We start from the raw sequence: 26045 nt of genomic DNA on the forward strand, positions 1-26045 counted from the left end.
CTGCTCGTCCTTCCCTGACCTCGGTGGTTGGCCAAAATCACACTATTCACGTCCCTGAGACCTCGGTCGTCGGGGGGTCGATCTCTGTCCGGCTCGTGGTCGGTCGTCTTCTACACGGCCGGAGCCACCTTCGTCATCGCGTTGATGACCCGGTCCATCGCGTCCCCGCCGCGCGGGTCGGTCAGGTTGGCCAGCAGCTTGAGCACGAAGCGCATGAGCATCGGGTGCGGCATGCCGTGCTTGGTCGCCATCCGCATGATCTCGGGGCGGCCGATGAGCTTCACGAACACGCCGCCGAGCCGGTAGTAGCCGCCGAAGCGGGCCTTCAGCTCCTGCGGGTACGCCATCAGCGCCCGCTCCCGTTCCGCGCCGGCCGGGCGGGCCAGCGCCTGCACCATGACCTCCGCGGCCATCTCGCCGGACTCCATCGCGTACGCGATGCCCTCGCCGTTGAACGGGTTGACCATGCCGCCGGAGTCGCCGACCAGCAGGACCCCGCGGGTGTAGTGCGGGACCCGGTTGAAGCCCATCGGCAGCGCGGCCCCGAGGGTCGGACCCTCCGCGTTGGACTCGTCGGTCATCCCCCACTCCTCGGGGGTGTTCGCGAGCCAGTCGGTGAGCAGCTTGCGGTAGTTCGTCTTGCCGAACGCGGAGGACGAGTTCAGCACGCCGAGGCCGACGTTCACCCGGCCGTCGCCGAGGCCGAAGATCCAGCCGTAGCCGGGCAGCAGCGCGTCGCTGCCCTTGGCCCGCAGCTCCAGCCACGACTCCAGGTAGTCGTCGTCGTGCTTGGCGGGCGAGCGGTAGTAGCGGCGGACCGCCACGCCGATCGGGCGGTCCTCCCGCTTGGCCAGCCCGAGGGCGAGCGGGAAGCGGCCGGAGACGCCGTCGGCGGCGACCACGAGCGGCGCGTGGAAGGTGGCGGGCTCCTTGTCCGGGCCGACCTCGGCCTGCACGCCGATCACCCGGTCGTCGGCGCCGAGCACCGGGCCGAGGACGTTGACGCTGGTGCGCAACTTCGCCCCGGCGGCGACGGCCCGCTGCGCGAGCAGGTCGTCGAAGTCGAGCCGGGTCCGCACGAGGCCGTAGTTGGGGAAGCTCGCCAGGTCGGGCCAGTCCAGCTCCAGGCGCACCCCGCCGCCGATCACCCGCAGGCCCTTGTTGTGCAGCCAGCCAGCCTCGGGCGAGGTGTCCACGCCCATCCGGATGAGCTGGCGCACGGCCCGGGGCGTGAGCCCGTCGCCGCAGACCTTCTCCCGGGGAAACTCCGTCTTCTCCAGCAGCAGCACGCGTACGCCGTGCCGCGCCAGGTGGTACGCCGTGGCCGATCCTCCGGGACCGGCGCCCACGACGATGACGTCGGCGTCGTTCTCCACCGCGGTCATCCGCGCCTCCTCCCGCATGCTCGTGAAATGCTTCACAAGCCCATCCGGATGGAGTCTATGACCGCTGTTACACCAGGACGCGTTGAGGGGGGCCTAACTTCGCGGAAACGGGCCGGTAGGCGGGCCGAAACCGGTCAGGGGCGAGCCGGCGCGGCCGGTCCGAGCCCGGCGTCGAGCCGGATCGCCTCGGGCAGGTGGTCACGCAACGCGCCACCTGCCGCACGGTCGAGCGCCGCCAGCACCTCGGCGACGACCTGCCGGACATCAGCGGGATCCGCGCCGGCCAACTCGCGGAGCTGGGCGATCAGCTCGGCGGCGTCGTCGTCGGTGGCGGCCTGGTCTGGTCCCGTCATGCAGGCGAGCCTACGGGGACAAAGTAGACCAGAACCGGATATTCACGAAATGACCGGCTAACGCCTGGTCGGCCGGTCAGTTTCGGACGGCCCGGTGCAGGGCCACCACGCCCCCGGTCAGGTTGCGCCACGCCACCCGGCCCCAGCCGGCCGCGCCGATCCGCGCGGCCAGCGCCGGCTGGTCCGGCCAGGCCCGGATCGACTCCGCCAGATAGACGTAGGCGTCGGGGTTGCTGGACACCGCACGCGCCACGGCCGGCAACGACCGCATCAGGTACGACAGGTAGACGGTGCGGAACGCCGGGTTGACCGGGGTGCTGAACTCGCAGACCACCAGCCGCCCGCCCGGCCGGGTCACCCGGGCCAGCTCGCGCAGCGCCGCGTCGGTGTCGTTGACGTTGCGCAACGCGAAGGAGATGGTCACCGCGTCGAAGCTGGCGTCGGCGAACGGCAGCCGGAGCGCGTCCCCGGCCAGCAGCGGCACCGACGGGCGGGTGCGCTTGCCCGCGTACAGCATGCCCAGCGACAGGTCGGCGCCGACCGCGTACGCCCCGGAATGGGCCAGCTCCTCGGTCGAGACACCGGTGCCGGCGCCCACGTCGAGCACCCGCTCGCCCGGCGCCAACCCGAGCGCCGCCCGGGTGGCCCGCCGCCAGGACCGGTCCTGCCCGAAGGAGAGCACGGTGTTCGTCAGGTCGTAGCGGGCCGCGACACCGTCGAACATCGCGGCTACCTCGTGCGGCTGCTTGTCCAGGCTGGCGCGCTGGCCCTGCGGGGTACGGCTCACCCCTCCACTCTGCCAGCCGCGCCCCTTCCGCCCCGCCCCGGGTACGCGAGAGGGCGGGGTGGTCGCCCACCCCGCCCTCGCCGTGTCCACGGTGACGGTGTCAGTCCTCGGTGCGCTCCTCGCCCGGCGTGACGAGCACCACCTTGCGGCGCCGGGACAGCATCATCAGCGCCACACCGGCGGCGACCACCGCAGCGCCGATCCCGCCGATCAGGCCGACCTGCATACCGGTCACCGGCAGGCCACCGCCGCCGGTGCCGCCACCCGCGCCACCACCGGAGGTCGGCGTCGGCACCGCCGTCACGCTACCGGTCGGGGTCGGCTCGGCGGTCGGCGTCGAGGTCGGCTCAGCGCTCGGCGTCGGGCTCGGGGTCGACTGCGGGCTCTGGTCGACGAAGACGTCGAACTGGGCGGTGTTGTCGCCGTCGTCGGCCTCGGAGAACGCGCGACGCTGCGCCGAGGTGGCGGCCTTCGGCTGCTCCTCCGGCGTGCCGGAGGCCGCCTCCAGCCCGGCGGCCCAGACGAAGCCCGGCCGGAGCAGCTTCTCGGTCACGTCCGCGCCGACCTTCACCCGCACGTCGGCGGTGTAGTACTGGCCGGGCTTGAGCACCGCGCCCAGGTCCTCGCAGTACGCGTTGGCGAAGCCGCCCAGGTCCTGCTCGACGCAGCCCTCGGGCAGCTCGGCGAAGGTGACACCGGCCGGCAGCGTGATGCCGTACGCGACGCCCGTGGCGTTCTCGCTTCCGTCGTTGAACACGGCCCAGTCCAGCGGCGCGGTCTGGCCCGGCCGGACCGGGCGCAGGTTCGCCTCACCGGCGTCGTCGCCGTCGACGACCACGTCGGCGTACACGTCCTGGACCCAGGTGGTGAGGTCGTAGCCGGGGTCGGTGACGGTGATGTCGTGCTCGACCGTGTCCAGCACGCCGGCGCCGTTGGCCGCGCTGATCGACACCGTCAGCGTGCCCGCCCCGCCCTTGCCGCCGGTGGAGAACAGCGGGATGCCGAAGTCCTCGGTGGTCCCGGCGGGCACGTCGCCCAGCAGGCAGGAGAAGGCGGTGCCGCGGATGTCGCAGCCCTTCGGCGCCAGCACGCCGACCTTGCCGGGCTTGAGGTCCCTCGTCTCGACGGTGACCCGGACGCCCTTCGCGTCGACGGTCCCGGCGGCGTTGTTCACCTGGAACTTGAACGGCTTGGCCTTCGCCTCGGTGACGCCCTTGGCGAGCTGGTAGCTGAGCGGGATGAGCTGGAGGTCGGCCTTGTCGGCGGCGTACGCCGGGCCGGCGACCGCGCCGAGGCCGGCGGTGGAGAGCAGGGCCACCACGCCGGCGCGCGCCAGCGTGGACCGGTAGCGGAAGGTCATGGTTCCCCCGGGGGTAGGGACGTGCCGATCAACGCACGGAACGAAGGGACGGTACCGGAGCGACGCATCGCCGCGCCAGCGTCGTACGGTGGGAATTCCCATCGATTCGACAGACGGCAGGGGCGGGATGGTCACCCATCCCGCCCCTGCCGCGGTGCGTTATGTGAACGGCCCTCATGGGCCGATGGAGGACGACGGTCCCCGACGGACGCCGCCAGCGTAATGGCGTCGCCGGCTTGCCGGGCGGTGCTCACCCGGGTCGCCGCCGACCTGTTACCTGCCTGCTCGCGGCCCGGATCGGTGGTGTCGCGCGGGCAGGCTAGCCGCCGGTGATCACGCAGGTGAAGACCCCTGGCGGAAGCTTCACCGGAAACGGGCGGAGCTCCGGCCGCACGACGGGAGCCGACCGGCCGAACGGGGGAACGAGGTCAGTTGACCTCGACCAGCGGCAGCGACTTCCCGGCCCCGCCGCCGGGCAGCGCGATCGACGAGAAGTGCGAGACCACGCGGTCGTCGCTCGGGTCGTCGGCGGGCGTGTGGTGCACCGCGAGCCGGTTGTAGAGCGTGTCCCGCTGGGCGGGGATCCGGTCGGCCGACCGGATCATGCCGATCAGCTCGTGCAGGTTGGAGCGGTGCCGGGCCCCGGCGGAGGAGATGACGTTCTCCTCCAACATGATCGAGCCGAGGTCGTCCACGCCCATGTGCAGCGCCAGCTGCCCGACGTCCTTACCGGTGGTCAGCCAGGACGCCTGCAGGTGCGGCACCGTCTCGAAGAACAGCCGGGCCACCGCGACCAGCCGCAGGTATTCCAGCGTGGTCGCCTGGGTGCGGCCCTTCAGGTGGTTGTTCTCCGGCTGGTACGTCCACGGGATGAAGGCCCGGAAGCCGCCGGTGCGGTCCTGCACGTCGCGGATCATCCGCAGGTGCTCGATGCGCTCGGCGTTGGTCTCGCCGGTGCCCATCATCATGGTGGCGGTCGACTCCAGGCCCTGCCGGTGGGCCAGTTCCATGACCTCCAGCCAGCGGGCGCCGGACTCCTTCAGCGGCGCGATCGCCTTGCGCGGCCGGTCCGGCAGCATCTCGGCGCCGGCGCCGGCGATCGAGTCCAGGCCCGCGGCCTTGATCCGGGCGATGGCCTCGTCCAGGCTCACGCCGGAGACCTTCGCCATGTGCAGGATCTCGCTCGGGCCGATCGAGTGGATCGCGAGCTGCGGGTACGCCTTCTTGACCGAGGAGAACAGCTCCTCGTAGTACTCCACGCCGTAGTCCGGGTGGTGGCCGCCCTGGAGCATGACCTGGGTGGCGCCCAACTCGACCGCCTCGCCGCAGCGGCGCAGGATCTCCTCGGTCGGGTGGGTCCAGCCCTCCTTGTGCTTGGGGGCCCGGTAGAACGCGCAGAACTTGCACGCCGTCACGCAGACGTTCGTGTAGTTGATGTTGCGGTCGATCAGGTACGTGACGATGTTGTCCGGGTAGCGGCGCCGCCGTACCGCGTCGGCCGCCTCGCCCAGCGCGTGGAAGGGCGCGTCGGTGTAGAGCAGCAGCGCCTCCTCGGGCGTGATGCGCCCGCCGTCCGCGCCGCGTTGCAGGATGTCGTCGATCTCCCGGTTCGCCGTCACACTCCCGAGCGTACGTCGCGGGCCCGACGGCGGGAAACGCCACTCCTCACCCGGTGACGAGAGACCCACCCGGTCAGGGCATCCCCGGACTGGCCACCGGCAGCCCGATCGCCCTGGCCGCCTCCAGCAGCCGCTTGTCGTACGTGACGAACGCGACGAACTCGGCCGCCGCCTGCCGGGCCAGGACCTCGGCGGTGGCGAGGTGGACGGCGTCCAGGCTGCGCAGCATCGGCTCCGGATACGCGCCCGCCGTCGCACGGACCGTGGCGTCGATCTCGACCCGGTAGAGACGTCCCAGCACCGAGGGGACACCCACCAGCGCCTGTGGAGCGGCACGACGCAACGCCCGCGGCACCTCCACCTCGACGAGAGCCGACGACACCAGCGCGGTGCCGGCGCGCTCGTTCAGCCAGCCGAGCAGATCCGGCGTCTCCGCCTCCCGCCGCAGCATCTTGATGACCGCCGCCGAGTCGAGGTAGATCACCAACGCTCCTCGTCGCGTGCCTCGACCAGCGCGGCCGCGGCGTCCACCGTGGGATCCCCGAGCACCGGCGGCATCGGGACCGGGCCGGTCGTGGTCGGGGCCGTGGCCCGGCCCTCGGCCACCAACCGGCCGAGAAGCGCGTCGCCGGCCAGCACCGGGACCAGGCGGGCGATCGGCTCACCCCGATCGGTCACCTCGACCGTCTCACCGGCGCGCACCCGCGCCAGCACCCGGCTGGTGTGCTGGTTCAGCTCCCGGACGGCGATCTGCTCCATCAGGCAAGTGTAGAACGTAACGTTCTACCCGTCACGGATGGTGGTCGACCCGAAGCGCCACCGCGGGAAGCGGAGCGCTGGCGTCGCCCGTCTACGCTCTCGGCGTGTCAGTCGTATCGCCCCCGCCCACCCCCGTACGCGTGGCCGGCGCCCGCTCCGCCCTCTGGTCCCTCACGATGACCGCCGTGCTCGTCGGCTTCGGCCTCGCCGTGATCGTCGTGACCGCGGCGGTCGGCCACCTCACCGTGGGACTCCCGATCGCGGTGCCGATCTCCGTCGGCCTGGTCGGCTGCCTCGCCTTCGCGGTCGGCCTGCGCCTGCTGCACCGGGGCTGGTGGCTGACCCTCCTGTCGGTGCTGCCGGCCCTGTTCGTGCTGGTGGGCGCCGTCCAGCTCGCCCCCGAGTCGGTGCTCCGGGAGCGCGGCGTCGCCCAGCAGGTGACCATCACCGACGTGCAGACGGCCGGCAAGCGGCACGAGTTCGCCCTCCAGGGCGACGCCGGCCGGCTGGACGAGCCGCTGGTCTACCGGGGCAGTTCCCCCGGCTACCGGGTGGGCCAGCGGCTGACTGTGCTCGTCGACCCGCGTGGTGAGGTGGAACTGACCGACGCGCGGGACGTGGACCCGGACGGAAAGCGGGGCATGCTCGTGTTCGGCGCGGCGGGATGGACCCTGTTCGCGCTCGTCGGCGGGTGGCGCGGCCACGTCAGCCGGGCCCGTGGCCGCGCCGCCACGGCACCGCCCGTGGTGATCTGAGCGGCGGCGCCGCTAGGCGTCGTAGTCGACGGTCAGCTCGTCGGTTACGGGACTCGACTGACAGGTCAGTACGTAACCGGCGGCCACCTCGTCGGGCTCCAGCGCGTAGTTGCGCGCCATCGTCACCTCGCCGGACGTCACCTTGGCCCGGCAGGTCGAGCACACCCCGCCCTTGCAGGCGTACGGCAGTTCGCCGCGCACCCGCAGCGCCGCGTCCAGCACCCGCTCGTCCCGGCCCATCGTGAAACTGGACGAGCGCCCGTCCAGCACGATCGTCACGTCGGTGCCCGCGCCGGGCCGCTCGACCTCACGCCGGACCGGCTCCGGCGGGGCGTCGACGTGGAACAGCTCGGTGTGCACCGCCGCGTCCGGCACGCCGCGACCGGCCAGCACCGCCTTGGCGTCCACCACCATCCCGTACGGGCCGCAGAGGAACCACTCCTCGATCTCGTCCCCCGGCACGACGGTGTCGAGCAGCCGGGTCAGCCGGTCGGCGTCGATCCGCCCGGACAGCAGCGCCGACTCGCCCATCTCCCGGGACAGCACGTGCACCAGGTGCAGCCGGGTCGGATAGCGGTCCTTCAGGTCCGCCAGCTCCTCGGCGAACATCACCGAGTTCGCCGTGCGGTTGCCGTACACCAGTGTGAACGTGCTGCGCGGCTCGGTCGCCAGCGCGGTCGCGGCCAGGCCGAGGACCGGGGTGATGCCGGAACCGGCGACCACCGCGCCGTACCGGCGGGCCCGGTCCGGGGTGAACGCGGAGGTGAAGTGGCCCAGCGGCGGCAGCACCTCGACGGTGTCGCCGCCACGCAGCGCGCCGCAGGCGTACGCGGAGAACGCCCCGCCCGGCACCTCACGCACCCCGACCCGCAACCGGCCGTGCCGGGCCAGCTCGTCGGGGGTGGAGCAGATCGAGTACGACCGCCGCACCTCCCCGCCGTCGGCGTCGGCCGGGCGGCGGACCGTGAGGTGCTGCCCGGCGGAGAACGCGAACGTCTCGCGCAGCTCCTCCGGCACCGCGAACGTGATCGACACCGAGTCGTCGGTGAGCCGGTCCACGGCGGCCACGGGCAGCGGGTGGAAGACCGGCCGGCGGCGAACCGGCCGCGTGATGGTGACAGTCACAGCGCCTTCAGGTGGTCGAAGGGTTCGGAACAGGAGCGGCAGCGCCACAGCGCCTTGCACGCGGTCGAGCCGAAGCGGCTGATCTGGGTGGTCTCCGGCGACCCGCAGCGCGGGCAGCGTACGGCCAGCGTCAGCGGCACCACCGTGTCGTCGCCGCGCGGCGCGGGCGGGGCGATGCCGGCGGCGGCGAGCTTGGCCCGGCCGGTGTCGGAGATCCAGTCGGTGCTCCACGCCGGGTGGTAGACGGTGCGGACCTCGGCGTCCGGATGCCCGGCGGCGGCCAGCGCCCGGCGGATGTCCGCCCGGATCACGTCCATGGCCGGGCAGCCGGTGTAGGTGGGGGTGATGGTGACGACGACCCGGCCGGTGCCGGGCTCCTCGTCGACGGCGCGCAGGATGCCCAGCTCGTCGATGGTGATGACCCGGATCTCCGGGTCCACCACCGCCGCCGCGGCGTTCCTCGCGCTTGTCACCAGCTCGCTCCGGGGTGGGCGCGGTGCAGCACCTGCATCTCGGCGAGCAGGTACGAGAGGTGCTCGGTGTGCAGGCCGTCCCGGCCACCACCGGGCGTCCAGCCCGTCTCCGGGCGGGTGAGCGTCGCCTCGTCCAGCACGGCGGACACGGTGGCGTCGAAGTCGGCCCGAAGGGTGGACGGGTCGACCGGCGCCGCCGGATCCGGATTGAACAGCTCGTGGACGTACGGCCACACCTCGTCGACCGCGTCCTGCATGCGCCGGTGCGACTCCTCCGTGCCGTCGCCGAGCCGCTTCACCCACAGCGCCGCGTGGTCCAGGTGGTACGCCGACTCCTTGCGCGCCTTCGCGCCGACCGCCGCGAGCCGTTCGTCCGCGCAGCCGGCCAGCGCCGTGTAGAGCGGCACCTGGTACGCGGCCAGGAAGAACAGCTTCGCCATGGTCACGCCGAAGTCGCCGTTGGGCAGCTCGACCAACAGGCAGTTGCGGAACTCGCGGTCGTCGCGCAGGAAGGCCAGGTCGTCCTCGTCGCGGCCGGCGCCCTCCAGCTCGCCCGCGTACGTGAGCAGCAGCCGCGCCGCGCCGAGCTGGTCGAGGGCGATGTTCGCGAGCGCGATGTCCTCTTCCATCTCCGGCGCGCGGGAGGTCCACTCGCCGAGGCGCTGCGCCGCGATGAGCGCGTCGTCGCCGATGGCGAGCGTGAAGTCGAACCGGCTCATAGGTGCGCAGCCCCTTCGGGGACCTCGTAGAAGGTGGGGTGCCGGTAGACCTTGTCGGCGGCCGGGTCGAAGAACGAGTCCTTCTCGTCCGGGCTGGACGCGGTGATCGCGCTCGCCGGCACCACCCAGATGGATACGCCCTCCTGGCGGCGGGTGTAGAGGTCCCGGGCGTTGCGCAGGGCCAGCTCGGCGTCGGGGGCGTGCAGGCTGCCGACGTGGGTGTGCGACAGGCCACGGCGGGCCCGCACGAAGACCTCCCAGAGGGGAGAGGACGAGCTGCTCATGCCGTGCCCGCTGGGCATGCCCTCACGGCCCTCGCTGCGCTCGGTGCGTTCGCTCATGCCGCCACCGGCTCCTTTCGATCTGACCGCTTCGCGGCGTACGCCGCGGCGGCCTCCCGTACCCACGCGCCGTCGGCGTGTGCCTTGCGCCGGTGCGCCATGCGCTCCCTGTTGCACGGCCCGTTGCCCTTGATCACCCGCATCAGCTCGTCGTAGTCGGGCTGGGTGTAGTCGTACGCCTGGCGCTCGTCGTTCCAGCGCAGGTCCGGGTCGGGCAGGGTGAGGCCGAGCACCTCGGCCTGGCCGACGCACATGTCGACGAAACGCTGGCGCAGCTCGTCGTTGGAGAAGCGCTTGATCTTCCAGGCCATGGACTGGGCGCTGTGCGTCGAGTCGCCGTCCGGCGGGCCGAACATGGCAAGTGACGGGTACCACCAGCGGTCCACCGCGTCCTGGGCCATCGCCTTCTGCGCTTCGGTGCCGTGCGCCAGCGTGTGCAGGATCTCGTAGCCCTGCCGCTGGTGGAACGACTCCTCCTTGCAGACCCGGATCATCGCCCGGGCGTACGGGCCGTAGGAGCAGCGGCACAGCGGCACCTGGTTGACGATCGCCGCGCCGTCCACGAGCCAGCCGATCGCGCCCACGTCGGCCCAGGTCAGCGTCGGGTAGTTGAAGATCGAGCTGTACTTCTGCCGCCCGTCGAGCAGCAGGTCCACCAGCTCGTCGCGGCTGATCCCGAGCGTCTCGGCCGCCGCGTAGAGGTAGAGGCCGTGGCCGGCCTCGTCCTGCACCTTCGCCAGCAGGATCGCCTTGCGCTTGAGCGACGGCGCCCGGCTGATCCAGTTGCCCTCCGGCTGCATGCCGATGATCTCGGAGTGCGCGTGCTGCGCGATCTGCCGGATCAGCGTCCTGCGGTACGCCTCGGGCATCCAGTCGCGGGGTTCGATCTTCTGGTCCGCGTCGATGACGTCGGCGAAGTACGCCTCGACGTCCTCGTCCGGCGCCGGACCGCCGCGCCGCGCCCGCGCCGCCGCTTCGCGCAGCGCCGCCTCCGCGGCCTCCACTTCGCCGAGCAGGCCGCCGCCCGGAGCGTCCTCCGGCGGAGCGAAGTCATTGCCATACATGTAGCTAGTGTTACAGCTCGGCACGATTGACACCAGAGGGTGTAACAGCATTCGCGAGCCGCCTTCCACGACCGGACAAGCGCCTGCCGTCATCGCCAGCAATCGGAGAGTGACTGTGATGTCGATCACTCAATGAAGGTGAAACCTCCCAAGGCTGGCAAAGCACGTCAATAACCCGCCCTTCCCACCAAGTCGGCGGGTGTCGAGACCTGGCATATCGACAGTCCGGAAGTAGACTTCCCCCGGCAAGCCGTTCGGCTCCAAGATCGTCACCGTTCAGGCCAACGTCCCCCGGCCTTGTGGCGACCGGAGCGAAACCTGCGGAAGCGCCGGTCCCCCCGGCCATACATCTGGAGTTCACCACTCATGCGACCTCGCGTGACCATGGTGCTCGCCATCGTGGCGGTCCTCGTCGGTGGCGTCATGCTGGTGCCCGCCGCGTACGCCAAGTTCGCCGGCGGCAGCGGCGAGGGCGGCATCGGCGGCGGTGGACAGGTCCCGGCGCCGAGCCCGACCGCCCCCGCACCGCCGACGCTCGCCGACGCGCCGGTCTCGGTGAAGTTCGAGGGCGAGTTCTTCTCCTGGGCACTGATGGACCGCGAGACGGGCACCGTCACCGGCGCGAAGAACATGAACCAGACCAGCTCCACCGAGTCGATGCTCAAGGCCTGGATCGTCGCGGACTACCTGCGCCAGCTCGGCGAGAAGGAGCCGAGCGACGACCTGAAGAAGGCGGCGATCCTGGCGATCCGGGACAGCGACGACGACGGCGCCAACCGGGTCTACCGGGCGGCCGGCGGCTCCTACAAGCCGCAGCCGGGCGGCAAGCCGGACCCGGTCATCGCGCGCGCGATCCGGATCTGCGGCCTGACCGACACCAGGCCCGGCGACGTGCCCGACTACGAGGGCTGGTGGAGCTTCACCGAGATGTCCCCCCGGGACGCCGTTCGCCTCGGCGACTGCATCGCCGACGGCCGCGCCGCCGGGCCCAAGTGGACGAAGTGGCTGCTCAGCGAGATGACCAAGGTGGCCGGCAGCGTCAAGCAGCAGGAGGAGCGCTCCGGCGGCGGCCGGTGGGGCATCATCGACGGCCTGCCCGCGACGATCAAGGCGCAGGGCCCGGTGCACATGAAGAACGGCTGGACGCGGCTCGCCTACGACGGCAACTGGCACGTCAGCTGCTTGGCGTTCACCGACAAGTGGAGTCTCTCGGTCATGATGCGCTACCCGGCCAGGGCCGGCCTGTCGTACGGCGCGAAGATGTGCGCCAGCGTCGCCACCCAGCTCGTGACGCCGCAGCCCGGCGCCGCGCTCAAGGTGCCGCAACAGCCGGCCGGGAAGCTCTGATGGCCGGCGCCCGGCGTCGACCCGGCAGCCATCGCCGCCCGCTGGCGTTCAGCGCGCTGGCAGTGGTTCTCCTCGGACTGCTCGGCCTCTCCCTGCGGGTGATCCCCGGCTCGCCGCTGGAGGCCACCGCGAACTCGCATCCCGAGCCGACGAGCGAGCGGTCCGCTCGGCAAACCGTCGACCGCAACGCGCCGCGCGTCGCCCCCTCACCGACGGTCACCCCGCTGCCGTTCCAGGAGAAGAACCTGGACAGCTTGAAGATCAAGGGCTGGTACGCCTGGTCCGTGCTGGACAAGCGCACCGGGAAGATCATCGGCTCGGCGAACATGGACGAGACCAGCACGACCGCTTCGCTGATCAAGTCCTGGGTGGTGGCCGACTACCTGCGCCTGCGCGCCGAGGACGGCAGGACGCCGAGCGAGGCGAAGCTGGCCGACGCCACGAAGATCATTCGCGACAGCGACAACACCCGCGCCCAGGAGTTCTACGAGAGCGTGGGCGGTTCCGACTCGATCGAGCGGCTCATCTCGATCTGCAAGCTCACCGACAGCGCGGTCGCCGACGACGGCGGCTGGAGCCGCACCGAGCTGTCCCCCCGGGACACCGCCCGGCTCGGGCTCTGCATCGACGACGGCCGCGCGGCGGGGCCGAAGTGGACCAAGTGGCTGCTCAACGAGATGCGCCAGGTACGCGCCCCCGGTGACTTCGGCATCCGCAAGGCGTTCCCGGCCGCCCAGCAGAAGAAGATCGCCATCAAGAACGGGTGGATCGACCGGGACAAGGAAGAGGAGTACCACGTCAACTGCCTCGCCATCGGCGACACGTGGACGATGGGCGTGATGATCCGCAGCCCGTTCGGTGTCGAGGGCGGCTGGGAGTACGGCATGGACGCCTGCGAACGGATCACCAAGGCGCTGCTGCGACCGGCGACCTGACCCGCCCGGCCGCCTACCGCGGGGTCGGCAGCCGGGCCGCACGCTCAGCCCTGGAAGAACTCCGGACCGTCGGCCGGCAGCGCCGGCACCTCCCCGTACGCGGCCGCCCGGCGGGCGAACTCGCGCAGCCCGGCCACCTGCCGCTCACCGAGCGAGAAGTCCAGCGCCCGGAAGTACGTGGCGAGCGTGTCCGCGTCGAACGTCTCCCAGCGGGCCGCCGCCTCCGCCACCTGGTCCAGCTCGGCCAGGCACAGGTCACGCGAGCGCAGGAACGCCTCGTGCACCTCCTTGACCAGGCCGGGGTGGGCGGCGGCGAAGTCACGGCGTACCGCCCAGACGGCGAAGACCATCGGCAGCCCGGTCCAGTCGTGCCACGCCTGACCCAGGTCGGTCACCTCGAGGCCCTTGGCGGGCGCCTCGTACAGCGCGCGCAGCGCCACGTCGCCGATCAGCACCCCGGCGTCGGCCTCCAGCAGCATCTGGGTCAGGTCCGGCGGGCAGCGGAAGTACTCCGGCCGCACCCCGTGCCGCTCGGCGAGCAGCAGCTGGGCCAGCAGCACCCCGGTACGCGACGTCGAGCCGAGCGCGACCCGGGCGCCGTCCAGCTCGCCCAGCGGGCGGGTGGACACCATGTTCACCGAGAGCACCGGCCCGTCGCTGCCGACCGCCAGGTCGGGCAGGAGCAGCAGGTCGTCGGCGTGCTTGAGGAACTCCACGAGCGTGATCGGGCCGATGTCGAGGTCACCGGCGACCAGGTCGGCGCTGAGCCGGTCCGGCGAGTCCTTGTGCAGGTCGACGTCGATGAGCGCGCCGGACCGCATCAGCCCCCAGTAGATGGGCAGGCAGTTGAGGAACTGGATGTGCCCCACCCGGGGGCGGGCGATGCGATCGGCCATGACCCGACCGTATCGCCGCGACCTCTCCCCCGCCGCCGGGGGATCCGATGGAGTGGTGAACCCCGCACCCGGCGGTAAGGAAGGGCCCCTTGTTAACGCCTCCGGTAGCGGAAGGGGCCCTTCTTAACACCAGCTCACGCGGCCTCCGCCGCCACGGCTGCGGCGGGGACGACGGCGCGCTCGGCGCGTACCGCCCGGCGGACCGGCCCGGCCAGCGCCGCCACCACCAGCAGGCCGGCCACGCCGCAGCCGGCGATCAGCGTGCGCGGGCCGGCCACCTCCAGCAGCAGGCCCCCGACCAGGTAGCCGCCCATCGCGGCACCCTGTGCCGCCGCGCCGAAGACCGCGAACGCCCGGCCCCGGGCCGCCTCCGGCACCCGCCGGGCCAGCAGGAGGTTGTTGAAGACGTTGTCGCCGCCGTTACCGACCCCGCCCAGCAACCAGATCGGCACGAGCAGCCACGCCGAGGGCACCGCCGCCGACACGAGCACCGCCAGGCAGCATCCGCCGAGCAGCACCAGCCCGGCGCCGAGCAGCGCGCCGTCGTCGGCGAGCCGGCGGGCGACCCGGGCGAACAGCCACGCGCCGAGCACGATGCCGAGCGTCCACGAGCCGGTGACCAGCCCGTACACGGTGGCGCTGCTGCCGAGCGTCTCCCGGATGAAGAAGACCTCGATCACGTTCACCGCCCCGACCGCGCCGATCACCGCGGCCACGCTGCCGACCATCACCGTCAGCAACGGGTCGCGCCGGAACCGCCACGGGGGCGCGACCGCCGCGGCGGCGCCGACGGTCACCCGGCGGCCACCCCTTCGGGTACGGACGAGCAGCCCGGCCGCCACCAGGGAGAGATAGCTGAGCGCGCCGAGGAGCAGCGGTACCCGGGTGCCGAACTGGCCGACCAGGAGCCCGGCCAGCGCCGGTCCGGCGAGCGCGCCGAGTGTGCCGGCGGTCTGGTTGAGCGCGCCGGCCCGGGGCAGGTCCTCCGGCCGCACCATCACCGGCACCAGCGCGGAGATCACCGGCTGGGAGACCGCGAGGCCGGTGGCCAGAAGTGCCACCAGCGCGATCACCAGCGCCGGACCCGGTGCGTAGGCGAGCGCCAGGCAGGTCGCCCCCTGACCGAGCCCGGTCGCGATCAGCAGCACCCGGCTGTCCACCCGGTCGGCGAGACGGCCGGTCAGCGGCGCGAGCGCGACCAGCGGCAGCGTCGCGGCGAGCAGCAGCCCGGAGACGGCGAGCCCACCGGCCCCGGCGGACTGGAGCGCGAGCGTGAGGGCGCTGGTGACCAGGAAGTTCCCGCAACTGGAGATGCCACGCGCGGTGGCCGCGAGCCAGACGTCCGGCCAGCACGAGGAGCCAGGTGTGAAGGACATACTTCGAAAATAATCCTTCACACCTGGTGCGCACAACCCCTCAATCGATGGGCATCGCCCGGTACTGAGCCGCCACCGCACGGACCCCGGCGGGTGGATCGGCCCGATGCCGCCGCCGGTACGGCTCCATCAGCGCCTGGATCGCCTGGTTCAACTCGCTCAACTCCTCGGCGGTCACCAGCAGCACGCTGTCGCTGAACCAGGTCGCCGCGTACCACTCCGGCGACTCGTCCGGCGCGCGGCGCAACCAGTCCCGGACCCGCTGGGCGTCGCGGACCATGTGCGCCTCGACCAGGGCCGCCTCGGCGGCGCGTGCCTCCGGTTCGGCATCCGGCCCCACCTCGACGTGGAACGACGGATTCACCGCCTGCCACACCCGCTCCCGCGCGTCCCCCCGGCCGGGCGCCTGCCGGATCAGCCCGAACTTCGCCAGCTCACGCAGGTGGTAGCTGGTCGCGCTCGGCGACAGCCCGGCGATCTCGGCGCACTCGGTGGCCGTCGCACCGCCCTCCAGCGTGCCGAGATGTTCCATGATCGCCATACGGGCCGGGTGAGCCAGCGCCCGCATCACCTGCGGGTCGCTGATCGTCACCCGGCGCTGCTCGGGCCGCGCCTCGGTCATGCCCCAATGATCCCGCGCCGCCGACACCTGGACACGCAGGGTGGAGCCCGTCGACTCAGGCGACCTTGAGCTGCTCGTCGCCGAAATCGGCGATCAGCTTGAGCGTGCCGCCGAGAGCGGCGATGTATCGCGCGAGCACGTCCTGGGTCGCGACACTGCCCGCCTCGATCTGCGACACCCGCGCGACCGACACACCCATCCTCAACGCGACCTGCTCCTGAGTCATCTCGCGCCGCTTGCGCAGCTCCGCGAGACGCCACCCGCGGGCCTCGTCGAGCATGCCACCGATCGCGGCCTCGAATGCCTGCACACCACCGGCGGTCTCCACCGCCCGGCCCAGGTGCGAGGTGTCACGCCACCGCTTGACGCCGCTCATCGAATCTCCTCCTGCCGCTCCTTGAGGTAGGTGTCGTAGAGCTGCTCCGCCTCCGGAATGGCATCCCGGTACCAGCGCGTCCACTGCCCCGACTTGTCGCCGGCGACCAGCAGAACCGCGGAGCGCCACGGGTCGAAGACGAAGAGAATCCTGATCTCGGTGCGCCCGGCAGAGGGAGGCCGCAGCTCCTTGAGGTTACTGAGGCGAGATGCGGTGATGCTGTCGACCAGCGGGCGCCCCTCGATGGGACCGTTGCGTTCCAGCACCAGGATTGCCTGGTTCACCAGGCGGTGCGACTCACGGTCGGCAGCGTAGAGCTCATCGAGGAAGTCCTCGACCTGCCCGGTCATCAGAATTTCCCACTCCACTTCTCACCCCCGAACTTAAGAATATTATTAAGAGCCGGGTCGGTCGAGTGACACGCTCGGCAGGAAAAATCGGTGGTGCGGGCGGCTGGATGGCCGTAGCGTGGATGGCCGCCCGACGGCCGCGGTGAGCATGCACCGCAGCGGACGTCCCCGCGCCGGGAGCAGGCCAACCGCCCCGGACACGCGAGCGAGCCTCAGTTGAGCCATCGGAGTTCACAGTGCCCGCAACCGAACTTGACACCACGCCCGAACGTGACGCCACGCCCGACCTCGACGCCGAACTCGCCGCCGAGCGCGCCCACCTCGACGCCTCCCGAGCCGCGCTGAAACGGATGCGGGAACGCGCCGAGGCGCTCTTCGCCACCGGCGACAAGGTGGCCGGTGACTCGTACACCGCCGAGCAGCTCGGCCGGCACATGGCCCGGCGGGTCAAGGAGCTGGCCGACGACCCGACCACGCCGCTGTTCTTCGGCCGCCTCGACTTCGGGGAGACGGACCCGGACCACGCCGGGCGGGACTACCACGTCGGGCGGCGGCACGTCACCGACGAGCTGGGCGAGCCGCTGGTGCTGGACTGGCGGGCCCCGGTCTCCCGGTCGTTCTACCGGGCCAGCGCGCGTGACCCGCAGGGCGTCGCCGTACGCCGCCGGTTCGGGTTCAGCGCGGGCGTGCTGACCAGCTTCGAGGACGAGCACCTGGACCGGGGCGAGGAACTCGGCACCGCCAGCCGCATCCTCACCGCCGAGATCGAGCGCCCCCGCGTCGGCCCGATGCGCGACATCGTCGCCACCATCCAGCCGGAGCAGGACGAACTGGTCCGGGCCGACCTGGCCGACTCGATCTGCGTGCAGGGCGCGCCCGGCACCGGCAAGACGGCGGTCGGGCTGCACCGCGCCGCGTACCTGCTCTACCTGCACCGGGAACGACTGCGCCGCTCGGGAGTGCTGATCGTCGGGCCGAACCGGGCGTTCCTGTCGTACATCGCGGCGGTGCTCCCCGCGCTCGGTGAGGTCGAGGTCGAGCAGGCCACCGTGGAGGACCTGGTCGCGCGGGTCCCGGTCCGCGCGGTCGACGATCCGGCCGCCGCCGCGCTCAAGCACGACGTCCGGATGGCCGAGGTGCTGCGCCGGGCCGTCGAGGCCCACATCGGTACGCCCACCGAGCCGATCATGGTGTCGGACGGCTCGTACCGGTGGCGGATCGGGCTCGACCCGCTGCACCGGCTGGTCACCGAGACGCGCCAGGAAGGGCTGCCCTACGCCACCGGCCGGGAACGGGTCCGGGCGCGGGTGGTGGGGCTGCTGCAACGGCAGGCGGAGGCGCGCCGGGCGGAGTCGCCGAGCGACGCCTGGCTGCGCCGGATGAGCCGGATCAAGCCGGTCACCGACCTGCTCGACGCGGTCTGGCCGGCGCTCACCCCGGACGGGCTGCTGCACCGGCTGCGCACCGACGCCGACGCGCTCGCCGCCGCCGCGGACGGCCTGCTCACGCCCGAGGAGCAGGAGCTGTTCCGGTCCGGCAAGCCCGCGCGCACCGCGAAGGCGACCCGGTGGACCGCCGCCGACGCGGTGCTCATCGACGAGGTGGCCGGGCTGCTGGAACGGCCCGCCGGCTTCGGGCACGTGGTGGTGGACGAGGCGCAGGACCTCTCCCCGATGCAGTGCCGCGCCATCGCCCGGCGCAGCGAGCACGGCTCGATCACGCTTCTCGGCGACCTCGCCCAGGGCACCGCGCCGTGGGCCGCGACCGACTGGCGGGAGTCCCTGGCCCACCTGGGCAAGCCGGACGCCGCTGTGGTGCCGCTGAGCGTGGGCTTCCGGGTGCCGGCGGCAGTGGTGGCGTTCGCGAACCGGCTGCTGCCGGCGCTCGCCGTCGACGTACCCCCGGCCCGCTCGCTTCGCCACGACGGCGCGCTGGATGTGCGTACCGCCGAGGACCTGGCGGCCGCGACGGTGGCCGAGGTGCGGGCGGCGCTCGCGCACGACGGCTCGGTCGGTGTGATCGCCGCGGACGACGCGGTGGACCGGCTGCGCGCGGCGCTCGCCGACGCGGGCGTCGCAACCGCGACGGCCGACGACGTCGAGGCCGCGGCGCGCGTCACAGTGGTCCCGGCGACGCTGGTCAAGGGCCTGGAGTACGACCACGTGGTGGTCGTCGAGCCGGCCGCGATCGTGGCCGCGGAGCCGCGTGGGCTGCACCGCCTCTACGTGGTGCTGACCCGGGCGGTCTCCCGCCTGGCCGTGCTGCACCGCGAGCCGCTGCCCGCGCCGCTGGCCACCTGACCTGGGCGGGCTGCTGCGGCCCGGCCCCTGGTCGCGGCCCGGCGAGCGGGCCCGGTCAGGTGCTCAACGCGGCGGCGACCTCGCGCAGCGGCCGGCCGGAGTCGGCGATCGGCACGGTGAACGACAGCCAGGAACCGTCGGTGAAGTCGATCCGCAGCCGCTTCGGGTTGAGCCGGTGCCACCCGACCCGGGCCGAGGCGACCTCCGCACGCGCGGCCGACCACGCCACCGACGTCTCGGCCAGCGCGCGTTCCTCGGCCTCGCGCCCGGCCAGCAGCTTGACCCCGCCGGTACGGCAGACCAGCAGCCGCCGGTCGGTGACCGCGAGCAGCGTCTCCCGGACCTGGAGGTCGGGCCGGGCCGGGCGGAGCGCGCGGTGCAGGCGGGAGGCGGCCGAGCCGGGCTCGCCACGGCCGGCGATCCCCCAGCCGATCGCATCGACCAGCCGGTCGCCGCGGTCCCAGGTGGCGAGCGGCAGGAGGACGTTCAGCAGCACCGAGCCGAGCGTCCGCCGACCCGGCTCGGCAGTGGACTCCGGTTCGGGCGGCGGCGCCGGAGCGAGGCCCTGGCCGACGTCGGCCTTGGCGTGGGCCAGCACGCGCTCGCCCGGCTCGACGAGCCGGTCGATCGGGTCGCGGTATCTGGTCTCGTCCATCGGCTCAGTATCGGCCGTCGCCGTAGCCGTCGTCGGTACGGCGCTCCGCCGCCGGGGCGTTGCCCATCACCTCGCCGACGATCTCGCGTACCCGGGCGGCGGCGGCCTCCTGCGCCCGGTTCGCCGCGGCGGTGATCTCCTCGGCCAGCGTGTACGAGTCGAACCGCATGGCCCGCGCGTTGATATCGGTGGAGAGGATCTTGCCGTCGGCGGCGGCCACCACGGTGACCAGGCCGGAGTCGCTGACCCCCTGGGCGCTGCTCTGCTCCAGCTCGGCCATCCGCGCGCCGAGTTCGCGCTGCCACCCGTCCAGGTTGCGGGCCAGCGCCTCGATCCGGTCCAGGGCCGGGAACGTCATGGGTGCCTCTCAGTTCACGATCGAGTCGAACACGTTCTGCACGCCCTTTGTGTACGGGCCGAGATCCTCGCGGTACGTGCCGTCCACCAGGTAGTTGCGGTCCTTGCGCCCGTCGGAGATGTCGTGCAGCCCCATGCCGGTGTCGAGCAGGGCGCCGCCGATACCGGGGATGTTCACCGGTGACGCCTGGTTGATGGCGAACTTGCCCGGGAACAGGATGGCGGCGCGTTTGGCCTTGAACAGCACCGCCTCCCTGGTGTAGCCGGCCTTACTGAACGCGCCGTACGCCTTCTTGGCCTTGCGGAGCTCCAGCACCACCTGGCGGTAGCGCATGAGCAGCTCGGCGACCTTCTGGAGCTTGGTGGCGAGCTTCGTGAGGATCTCCGCGAACCGCGCCACGATCTTGACCATGCGGCCGACGGTGGTGGCGAGCCGGGCCAGCACCCGTACCACTGTGGCGGCCAGGCTCACCCCGGCGCTCAGCACTGCCGCCACCGCGGCGATGATGACCTCGGTCAGGAACCAGAGCAGGAACTCCAGGATCAGCTCGACCAGCAGGTTGAACGCGTCGACAGCGGCATTGGCGGCGTCGACCAGCACCTCCTTGGTGCCGTCCAGCCCCTTGGCCAGTTCCTCCATCGCCTCCTCGATCGACTCCATCGAGGCGTGGAACTTGTCCGCCGCGTCGCCGTCCCAGGCGCCGCGCAGCCGGGCCCGGTCGGCGACCTGGTCGCCGGCGATCCGCCGGACCGCGTCGCCGGTGGTCAGCGCGAGCTGGGCCGCCCGCATCAGATCGTCCGGCTCGCCGGCGACCAGTTCCAGCAGCTGCTCGAACGGCCACAGCACGGCGTTCGAGAGCGGCTTGAACGGGTCGGGCGTGCCCGACACGATCTGCTCGAAGTAGGTCTTGTTGCGCTGCAGCGCCTCGGTGCTCATCCCGCCCCCCTCAGGCGCCCGGCTGGAACATGTCGGTGTTGGCAACGTCCGTGCCGGTGTACGCCTCGGCGGTGTCGCGGAGCCCTTCGGCGATCGTCGCCATCACCTCGGCGCCGTCCTCCAGCCCTGCCAGGCACGCCTCGAACTGCTGCTCGTACGCGGCGGCGAGACTGAACGACGCGGGCATCACGCCGAACGCGTGCCGGGCCACGTGGCCGTCGCGGAACAGCCGGTGCAGCTCACGGAACTGGCCGGCCCGGTCCCGGGAGGCGGCGGCGAACGCCGTCAACGCCTCCGGCTGCACCGCGAGATTCCTGCTCGGACTGGTCACGGACCCTCCCCAGTGTCCGGTCGGAACTTCCACCGTCCTCGACGGCGCCACCAGCCTAGGGGATGTGCGCAGTTCCACAGGGGGCGGCGACGGTTGCCCCGGCACGGTAGACAGGGAGTGCACGAGCACCCTTCCGCCGCCCGAGGAGCCCCGGATGATCCTGGCCCGCGCCGAACAGGTCAGTCGCCGCTACAGCGACGTGCTGGCCCTGGACCGGGTCGACCTGACCGTCCGGGCCGGGGAGCTGGTCGGCCTGCTCGGCCCGAACGGCGCCGGCAAGAGCACCCTGATCAACCTGCTGGTCGGGCTGCGCCGCCCGAGCGGCGGCCGGGTCGAGCTGTGCGGCGGCGACCCGCGTGACCCGGCGAGCCGGCGGCAGCTCGGCGTCACGCCGCAGGAGACCGGCCTGCCCGGCACGCTGCGGGTCGGCGAGGTGGTCGACTTCGTCTCCGCGCACTTCCCCGACCCGGTGCCCCGGGGCGAGCTGCTCGACCGGTTCGGCCTCGCCGACCAGGTACGCCGGCAGACCGGCGGCCTCTCCGGCGGCCAGCGTCGCCGGCTGGCGGTGGCGCTGGCGTTCGTCGGCCGTCCCCGGCTGGTGGTGCTGGACGAGCCGACCACCGGCCTCGACGTGGAGGCGCGGCACGCGCTCTGGGACGCGATCCGCGGCTTCCACGCCGACGGCGGCGCCGTGCTGCTGAGCAGCCACTACCTGGAGGAGGTGGAGGCGCTCGCGCAGCGCGTCGTGGTGATCGGCCACGGGCGGGTGCTGGCCGACGACTCGGTGACGGCGATCCGCGGGATGGTCGGCGTACGCCGGGTCAGCCTGGTCGCCGACGATCTGCCGACGCTGCCCGGGGTGGTCGCCACCGAACGCGCCGACGGGCGGGTGCACCTGCTCACCACCGACGCCGACCAGCTCGTCCGCGACCTGGTCACCGCCGGGGTGGCGTTCCGCGACCTGGAGGTCCGGCCCACCTCGCTGGAGGAGGCGTTCCTCGCCATCACGGCCGGCGACCGGCCCGCGCCCACCCCCGCCTAGGAGACAGTCGTGCCGCTCGCCCTCGTCCACGCCCGCTACCACCTCCTGGAGATCATCCGGATTCCGGTGGCGGTGGTGGGCAGCGCCTTCTTCCCCGCGGCCGCGATGCTCTTCTTCGTGGTGCCGTTCGCCGGCGACGACCCCACCGGCGCCACCTACGCCACCGCCGCCATGGTGACGTTCGCGGTGATGAGCGCCAACATCTTCCAGTACGGCGTGGGTGTCGCCGAGGACCGCGACCAGCCCTGGAACCCGTACACCCGGACCCTGCCGACCGGACCGGCCCCGCGACTCACCGGGCGGATCCTGGCCGGGCTGGTGCTGACGTACGTGTCGATGATCCCGGTGGTGGTGATCGCCGCGGTGGCCACCGAGGCCCGGGTCAGCGCGCTGCAGTTCCTGCTCGGGCTCGGCGCGGTAGCGGTGATCTCGGTGCCGTTCACGCTGCTCGGCCTGGCGATCGGCTACGCGCTGCCGAGCAAGGCGGCGATCGTGGTGGCGCAGGTGATCTTCTTCCCGCTGGCGTTCGGCGGCGGCCTGCTCTCCGGGCCGGACGACGCGCCCGGCTTCATCAAGGCGATCGCCCCCTACCTGCCGACCCGGGGCGCGGTGGAACTGATCTGGGCGGCGGTCACCGACTTCCGGCCCGGCACCCTGTCGCTGGTGATGCTGGGAGTCTGGGTGCTGGTGCTCGCCGCGGCCGCCGGCTGGGCGTACCGGCGGGACGAGGGACGCCGCTTCACCTGACCTTTTGTCCGGTTCCGGCCCGGTGGCCGACCCGGCGGTGCCACGATGCCGACAGGGCGGGTCAGCGGGACCGTCCCCGGCGAGAGGGGTCACCGTGAACGGCGTCGAGCCCGGCACACCCTGCTGGACCGACCTGGCCACGCCGGGGCTGGAGGACGCGCGACGGTTCTACCCCGAGCTGTTCGGCTGGACGGGGCAGATCTCCCCCGAGCCGGAAGCGGGCGGCTACACCGTCTTCCAGAAGGACGGCAAGGCCGTCGCCGGGGCCGGCCCGCCGGCCACGCCGGACCAGGTGCCGGTCTGGTCGATGTACGTGGCCACCGACGACGCCGACCTGGTCGCGACCCGGGTGGAGGCGGCCGGCGGGCAGGTGGTGGTCTCCCCGTTCGACGTCGCCACGCAGGGCCGGATGGCGGTGCTCGCCGACCCGGCGGGCGCGGTGTTCAGCGTCTGGCAGCCGATGGCGATGCGCGGGGCCGAACTGTTCAACGCACCCGGCGCGATGTGCTGGAACGAGCTGGTCACCCCCGATCCGGAGAACGCCAAGGAGTTCTACGCGCTGGTCTTCGGCTGGCACCCGGAGGAACGTCCCGCCGGGCCGGTGCCGTACACCGGGTGGCGCTGCGGCGCCCGGATCGTCGCCGGCATGCTGCCCCGGGCCGAGCCGATGCCGGAGGACCTGCCCGCGTACTGGGCCGTCTACTTCGCGGTGGAGGACGCCGACGTCACCGCCGCGCGGGCCGCCGAGCTGGGCGGCACCATCCTGGTCCCGCCGCGCGACAACCCGGCCGGCCGCAGCGCCGCCCTGCGCGACCCGTCCGGCGCCCTCTTCTCCATCTCCACCCTCCGCTGACCCCCTCCGCCGCGCGCGAGGCGGGTCCGGTCGAGATCTTGGTACGGGTTGGCCCCCAGGAGGGCCTGTTCGTACCAAGATCTATCTGCCCTCCCGGCAATCGGAACACCTGCCCAGGATTCGGGACGGCGCTCCCTGAGGGTGGGCTGTTCAGCGGCAAAGCCGCCACCCCGTCCGCCGATCTTGCAGTTGCGGCCCTCGTGGCGTCACATTCGCACCTTTTGTCGGGGCCGGAAGTGCAAGATCGACGGCGCGAAGGCGGGGCGGGTGGGGTCAGGTTGGGCGGACGGGGACCACCAAGGGGCCGTGGTCGCCGGGGATCACCCGGATGTGGGCTCGGTAGTGGCGGGCCAGCAGGGCCTCGGTGAGCACCTCGTCCGGTGAACCGGCGGCGGCCACCCGGCCGTCGGCCAGCAGCACCAGGCGGTCGGCGTACTCGCCGGCGATGGAGAGGTCGTGCATGGTGGCCAGCACGGTCAGGCCGTGCTCGCGGCGGAGCTGGTCGACCAGTTCCAGCACCTCCTGCTGGTGCCCGATGTCCAGCGCGCTCGTCGGCTCGTCCAGCAGCAGCAGGGTGGCGCCCTGGGCCAGCGCCCGGGCCAGGAAGACGCGCTGCCGCTCGCCGCCGGAGAGCGTGGCCAGCTCACGGTGCGCGAACGGGCCGAGGTCGAGCCGGTCCAGCACCTCGTGCACGGCGGCCAGGTCGGCGGCGGACTCGCGGCCCAGCGCCGGGATGTACGGGGTACGCCCGAGCAGCGTGTAGTCGAAGACCGACATGCCGGCCGGCACCACCGGGGACTGGGCCACCGTGGCCACCACCCGGGCCCGTTCGCGGCGGCGGAGCGCGCCGATCGGCGTACCGAAGAGTGCGACCTCGCCCGGGCCGGTCAGCAGGCCGCCGACGGCGCGCAGCAGGGTCGACTTGCCGGCGCCGTTGGGTCCGATCACGGTGACCCACTCACCGGCGGAGACCGTGAGGTCGACGCCGGCCAGGATCGGGTTGCCGCCGAGGGCGACCCGCAGGTCGTGCACGCGCACGGCGGGGGCGTTCACATCGCCACCCGGCGGGCGGTACGCAGGACGAGGACGAAGAACGGGCCGCCGAGCAGCGCGGTGACCACGCCGATCGGGATCTCGGCGGGGGCGGCGGCGGTACGGGCGACCACGTCGGTGAGCGCGAGGAACGCGCCGCCGAACAGCATGGACAGCGGCAGGATGATCCGGTGGCTGGAGCCGAAGAGCAGCCGCATGGTGTGCGGCACGATGATGCCGACGAAGCCGATCAGCCCGGACGCGGAGACCGCTGCGGCGGTACCGAGCGACGCGGCGGCGATCAGCAGGTAGCGGGAGCGCTGCGGGTGCAGGCCGAGACCGGTGGCCTCGTCGTCGCCGACGGAGAGCACGTCCAGCTCACGCCGGTGCAGCAGCACCACCACGGCGGTGAGCACGAAGTACGGCAGGACCAGCCACACGTCGTGCCAGCCGGCGGTGGCGAGCCGCCCGAGCAGCCAGGAGTAGACCTGCTGGATGTTGTCGGAGTGCTGTTGCAGCAGGTACGTCTGCCCGGCGCCGAAGAACGCCGAGACCGCCACCCCGGCCAGGATCAGCGTGGCCGGTGACCGGTCCCGTCCGCCGGCCGCGCCGAGCAGGTACGTCAGCACGACCGCGCCGAGCGAGCCGACGAACGCGGCGAGCGGGATGGTGATCGGCAGCCCGGTCAGCGCCCCGCCGGCTCCGGCGCCGAGCACGATCGCCGTGGTGACCGCGAAGCCGGCGCCGGCCGCCACGCCGAGCAGGTACGGGTCGGCCAGCGGGTTGCGGAAGACGCCCTGGTAGCAGCCGCCGGCCAGGGCGAGGAGCGCGCCGACGAGCAGGCCGAGCACGACCCGGGGCAGCCGCAGCTCGGTGATGATCGCGATTTCCCGCTCGGTGAGCCCGCTGTCGAGGCGTACCCCGGGTAGCAGGTTGAGCAGTTCGGCGGCGACGCTGCCGGGCGGCAGGCTGACCGGGCCGAGTGAGACGCCGGCCACCAGCGCGACGAGCACGGCCACGACTCCGGCGAGCAGCCAGCGCTTGCGTAGCCCGGCGGGCCGGACCGGGGCGCCGCCCGCGCCGGGCGCCCCGCGCCGCCCGGGGCGGGACAGCGGCCGGATGCCCGGCCGGGACGCCCGAGGCGTTCCG

Annotated in this window: 30 protein-coding genes; 7 read left to right on the forward strand and 23 right to left on the reverse strand. The window is 72.6% G+C overall.

The window, feature by feature from the left end; genetic code table 11:
* Positions 1-110: 110 nt before the first annotated feature.
* From DQE82_RS06365 to DQE82_RS06395, 7 genes are all read right to left on the reverse strand, one after another.
* Positions 111-1385 carry a geranylgeranyl reductase family protein gene (locus DQE82_RS06365; RefSeq protein WP_043330724.1) on the reverse strand — a complete coding sequence of 425 codons (1275 nt, stop codon included), beginning with the start codon at positions 1383-1385 and terminating at the stop codon, positions 111-113.
* 134 nt (positions 1386-1519) lie between these two features.
* Complete coding sequence (locus tag DQE82_RS06370) at positions 1520-1738, reverse strand: hypothetical protein (RefSeq protein WP_030500769.1); 219 nt, start codon at positions 1736-1738, stop codon at positions 1520-1522.
* Between the two features lie 76 nt (positions 1739-1814).
* Complete coding sequence (locus DQE82_RS06375) at positions 1815-2525, reverse strand: demethylmenaquinone methyltransferase (RefSeq protein WP_064448431.1); 711 nt, start codon at positions 2523-2525, stop codon at positions 1815-1817.
* Between the two features lie 100 nt (positions 2526-2625).
* A complete protein-coding gene (locus DQE82_RS06380; RefSeq protein WP_113972197.1) occupies positions 2626-3885 on the reverse strand; it encodes a cell wall anchor protein in 1260 nt (419 codons plus the stop codon).
* Positions 3886-4313: 428 nt separating this feature from the next.
* Entirely contained in the window at positions 4314-5504 is a 1191-nt protein-coding gene (gene mqnC, locus DQE82_RS06385) for a cyclic dehypoxanthinyl futalosine synthase (protein WP_030500766.1), read from the reverse strand.
* Between the two features lie 73 nt (positions 5505-5577).
* Positions 5578-5988 carry a type II toxin-antitoxin system VapC family toxin gene (locus DQE82_RS06390; RefSeq protein ID WP_043327321.1) on the reverse strand — a complete coding sequence of 137 codons (411 nt, stop codon included), beginning with the start codon at positions 5986-5988 and terminating at the stop codon, positions 5578-5580.
* On the reverse strand, positions 5985-6263 hold the full coding sequence (locus DQE82_RS06395; protein WP_013283593.1) for a type II toxin-antitoxin system Phd/YefM family antitoxin: 279 nt from the start codon (positions 6261-6263) through the stop codon (positions 5985-5987). The genes DQE82_RS06390 and DQE82_RS06395 overlap by 4 nt, the downstream gene beginning before the upstream one ends.
* 104 nt (positions 6264-6367) lie before the next feature.
* Here DQE82_RS06395 and DQE82_RS06400 point away from each other — a divergent pair, with 104 nt between their 5' ends.
* Positions 6368-7018 (forward strand): hypothetical protein, encoded by a 651-nt coding sequence (locus DQE82_RS06400; RefSeq protein WP_233514599.1) that lies wholly within the window; start codon positions 6368-6370, stop codon positions 7016-7018.
* Between the two features lie 12 nt (positions 7019-7030).
* Here DQE82_RS06400 and paaE read toward each other — a convergent pair whose 3' ends face one another.
* The 5 genes from paaE to paaA are packed head-to-tail and all read right to left on the reverse strand — an operon-like array spanning position 7031 to position 10740.
* On the reverse strand, positions 7031-8143 hold the full coding sequence (paaE, locus tag DQE82_RS06405; protein ID WP_113972199.1) for a 1,2-phenylacetyl-CoA epoxidase subunit PaaE: 1113 nt from the start codon (positions 8141-8143) through the stop codon (positions 7031-7033).
* Positions 8140-8616 (reverse strand): 1,2-phenylacetyl-CoA epoxidase subunit PaaD, encoded by a 477-nt coding sequence (paaD, locus tag DQE82_RS06410; RefSeq protein ID WP_113972200.1) that lies wholly within the window; start codon positions 8614-8616, stop codon positions 8140-8142. The genes paaE and paaD overlap by 4 nt, the downstream gene beginning before the upstream one ends.
* The gene (gene paaC / locus DQE82_RS06415) at positions 8613-9335 is read right to left on the reverse strand and encodes a 1,2-phenylacetyl-CoA epoxidase subunit PaaC (RefSeq protein ID WP_043327329.1); all 723 of its coding nucleotides are present in this window, start codon (positions 9333-9335) and stop codon (positions 8613-8615) included. The genes paaD and paaC overlap by 4 nt, the downstream gene beginning before the upstream one ends.
* Positions 9332-9676: a 1,2-phenylacetyl-CoA epoxidase subunit PaaB gene (paaB, locus tag DQE82_RS06420; RefSeq protein WP_370446776.1), complete on the reverse strand. Its 345-nt coding sequence runs from the start codon at positions 9674-9676 to the stop codon at positions 9332-9334. The genes paaC and paaB overlap by 4 nt, the downstream gene beginning before the upstream one ends.
* Entirely contained in the window at positions 9673-10740 is a 1068-nt protein-coding gene (gene paaA / locus DQE82_RS06425; protein ID WP_064448425.1) for a 1,2-phenylacetyl-CoA epoxidase subunit PaaA, read from the reverse strand. The genes paaB and paaA overlap by 4 nt, the downstream gene beginning before the upstream one ends.
* Positions 10741-11106: 366 nt before the next feature.
* On the opposite strand from paaA, the gene DQE82_RS06430 reads away from it, so the two are divergent.
* Positions 11107-12087: a hypothetical protein gene (locus DQE82_RS06430; protein WP_064448424.1), complete on the forward strand. Its 981-nt coding sequence runs from the start codon at positions 11107-11109 to the stop codon at positions 12085-12087.
* On the forward strand, positions 12087-13022 hold the full coding sequence (locus DQE82_RS06435; protein ID WP_113972201.1) for a hypothetical protein: 936 nt from the start codon (positions 12087-12089) through the stop codon (positions 13020-13022). The genes DQE82_RS06430 and DQE82_RS06435 overlap by 1 nt, the downstream gene beginning before the upstream one ends.
* Positions 13023-13066: 44 nt before the next feature.
* Here the strand turns inward: DQE82_RS06435 and DQE82_RS06440 are convergent, their stop codons facing one another.
* The 5 genes from DQE82_RS06440 to DQE82_RS06460 all read right to left on the reverse strand — a co-directional run bounded on the left by DQE82_RS06440 (position 13067) and on the right by DQE82_RS06460 (position 16642).
* Complete coding sequence (locus tag DQE82_RS06440; RefSeq protein WP_030500756.1) at positions 13067-13918, reverse strand: menaquinone biosynthetic enzyme MqnA/MqnD family protein; 852 nt, start codon at positions 13916-13918, stop codon at positions 13067-13069.
* A 134-nt stretch (positions 13919-14052) separates the two neighbouring features.
* Positions 14053-15294 carry an MFS transporter gene (locus DQE82_RS06445; protein WP_113972202.1) on the reverse strand — a complete coding sequence of 414 codons (1242 nt, stop codon included), beginning with the start codon at positions 15292-15294 and terminating at the stop codon, positions 14053-14055.
* 40 nt (positions 15295-15334) lie between these two features.
* Positions 15335-15916, reverse strand: a complete 582-nt coding sequence (locus DQE82_RS06450) for a helix-turn-helix transcriptional regulator (protein ID WP_043327342.1) — start codon at positions 15914-15916, stop codon at positions 15335-15337.
* 55 nt (positions 15917-15971) lie between these two features.
* Positions 15972-16292, reverse strand: a complete 321-nt coding sequence (locus DQE82_RS06455) for a helix-turn-helix transcriptional regulator (protein ID WP_043327344.1) — start codon at positions 16290-16292, stop codon at positions 15972-15974.
* Positions 16289-16642, reverse strand: a complete 354-nt coding sequence (locus DQE82_RS06460) for a type II toxin-antitoxin system RelE/ParE family toxin (RefSeq protein WP_043330725.1) — start codon at positions 16640-16642, stop codon at positions 16289-16291. Before DQE82_RS06460 ends, DQE82_RS06455 begins: the two co-directional genes overlap by 4 nt.
* Positions 16643-16878: 236 nt before the next feature.
* Here DQE82_RS06460 and DQE82_RS06465 point away from each other — a divergent pair, with 236 nt between their 5' ends.
* On the forward strand, positions 16879-18942 hold the full coding sequence (locus tag DQE82_RS06465) for an AAA family ATPase (RefSeq protein WP_113972203.1): 2064 nt from the start codon (positions 16879-16881) through the stop codon (positions 18940-18942).
* Between the two features lie 55 nt (positions 18943-18997).
* Here DQE82_RS06465 and DQE82_RS06470 read toward each other — a convergent pair whose 3' ends face one another.
* Genes DQE82_RS06470 through DQE82_RS06485 form a run of 4 tightly spaced genes read right to left on the reverse strand, consistent with a single transcriptional unit; the run spans position 18998 to position 21222 of the window.
* On the reverse strand, positions 18998-19597 hold the full coding sequence (locus tag DQE82_RS06470) for a hypothetical protein (protein WP_069088829.1): 600 nt from the start codon (positions 19595-19597) through the stop codon (positions 18998-19000).
* Positions 19598-19601: 4 nt separating this feature from the next.
* On the reverse strand, positions 19602-19955 hold the full coding sequence (locus DQE82_RS06475) for a YbaB/EbfC family nucleoid-associated protein (RefSeq protein WP_043327350.1): 354 nt from the start codon (positions 19953-19955) through the stop codon (positions 19602-19604).
* Between the two features lie 9 nt (positions 19956-19964).
* A complete protein-coding gene (locus tag DQE82_RS06480) occupies positions 19965-20891 on the reverse strand; it encodes a WXG100 family type VII secretion target (protein ID WP_043327351.1) in 927 nt (308 codons plus the stop codon).
* 10 nt (positions 20892-20901) lie between these two features.
* The gene (locus tag DQE82_RS06485; RefSeq protein ID WP_064448420.1) at positions 20902-21222 is read right to left on the reverse strand and encodes a type VII secretion target; all 321 of its coding nucleotides are present in this window, start codon (positions 21220-21222) and stop codon (positions 20902-20904) included.
* A gap of 154 nt (positions 21223-21376) precedes the next feature.
* Between DQE82_RS06485 and DQE82_RS06490 the strand changes: the two genes are divergently transcribed.
* From DQE82_RS06490 to DQE82_RS06500, 3 genes are all read left to right on the forward strand, one after another.
* Positions 21377-22264, forward strand: coding sequence for an ABC transporter ATP-binding protein (locus tag DQE82_RS06490; RefSeq protein ID WP_113972204.1), 888 nt, complete (start codon positions 21377-21379; stop codon positions 22262-22264).
* Between the two features lie 9 nt (positions 22265-22273).
* Positions 22274-23011 carry an ABC transporter permease gene (locus DQE82_RS06495; RefSeq protein ID WP_043327358.1) on the forward strand — a complete coding sequence of 246 codons (738 nt, stop codon included), beginning with the start codon at positions 22274-22276 and terminating at the stop codon, positions 23009-23011.
* A 94-nt stretch (positions 23012-23105) separates the two neighbouring features.
* The gene (locus DQE82_RS06500; RefSeq protein ID WP_064448418.1) at positions 23106-23864 is read left to right on the forward strand and encodes a VOC family protein; all 759 of its coding nucleotides are present in this window, start codon (positions 23106-23108) and stop codon (positions 23862-23864) included.
* Positions 23865-24137: 273 nt separating this feature from the next.
* Here the strand turns inward: DQE82_RS06500 and DQE82_RS06505 are convergent, their stop codons facing one another.
* Positions 24138-24917 (reverse strand): ABC transporter ATP-binding protein, encoded by a 780-nt coding sequence (locus DQE82_RS06505; protein WP_113972205.1) that lies wholly within the window; start codon positions 24915-24917, stop codon positions 24138-24140.
* Entirely contained in the window at positions 24914-26008 is a 1095-nt protein-coding gene (locus DQE82_RS06510) for an iron ABC transporter permease (protein ID WP_051611556.1), read from the reverse strand. The genes DQE82_RS06505 and DQE82_RS06510 overlap by 4 nt, the downstream gene beginning before the upstream one ends.
* Positions 26009-26045: the final 37 nt, after the last annotated feature.

This window comes from Micromonospora sp. LHW51205 (assembly GCF_003315815.1).
GTDB classification, from domain to species: domain Bacteria; phylum Actinomycetota; class Actinomycetes; order Mycobacteriales; family Micromonosporaceae; genus Micromonospora; species Micromonospora chalcea.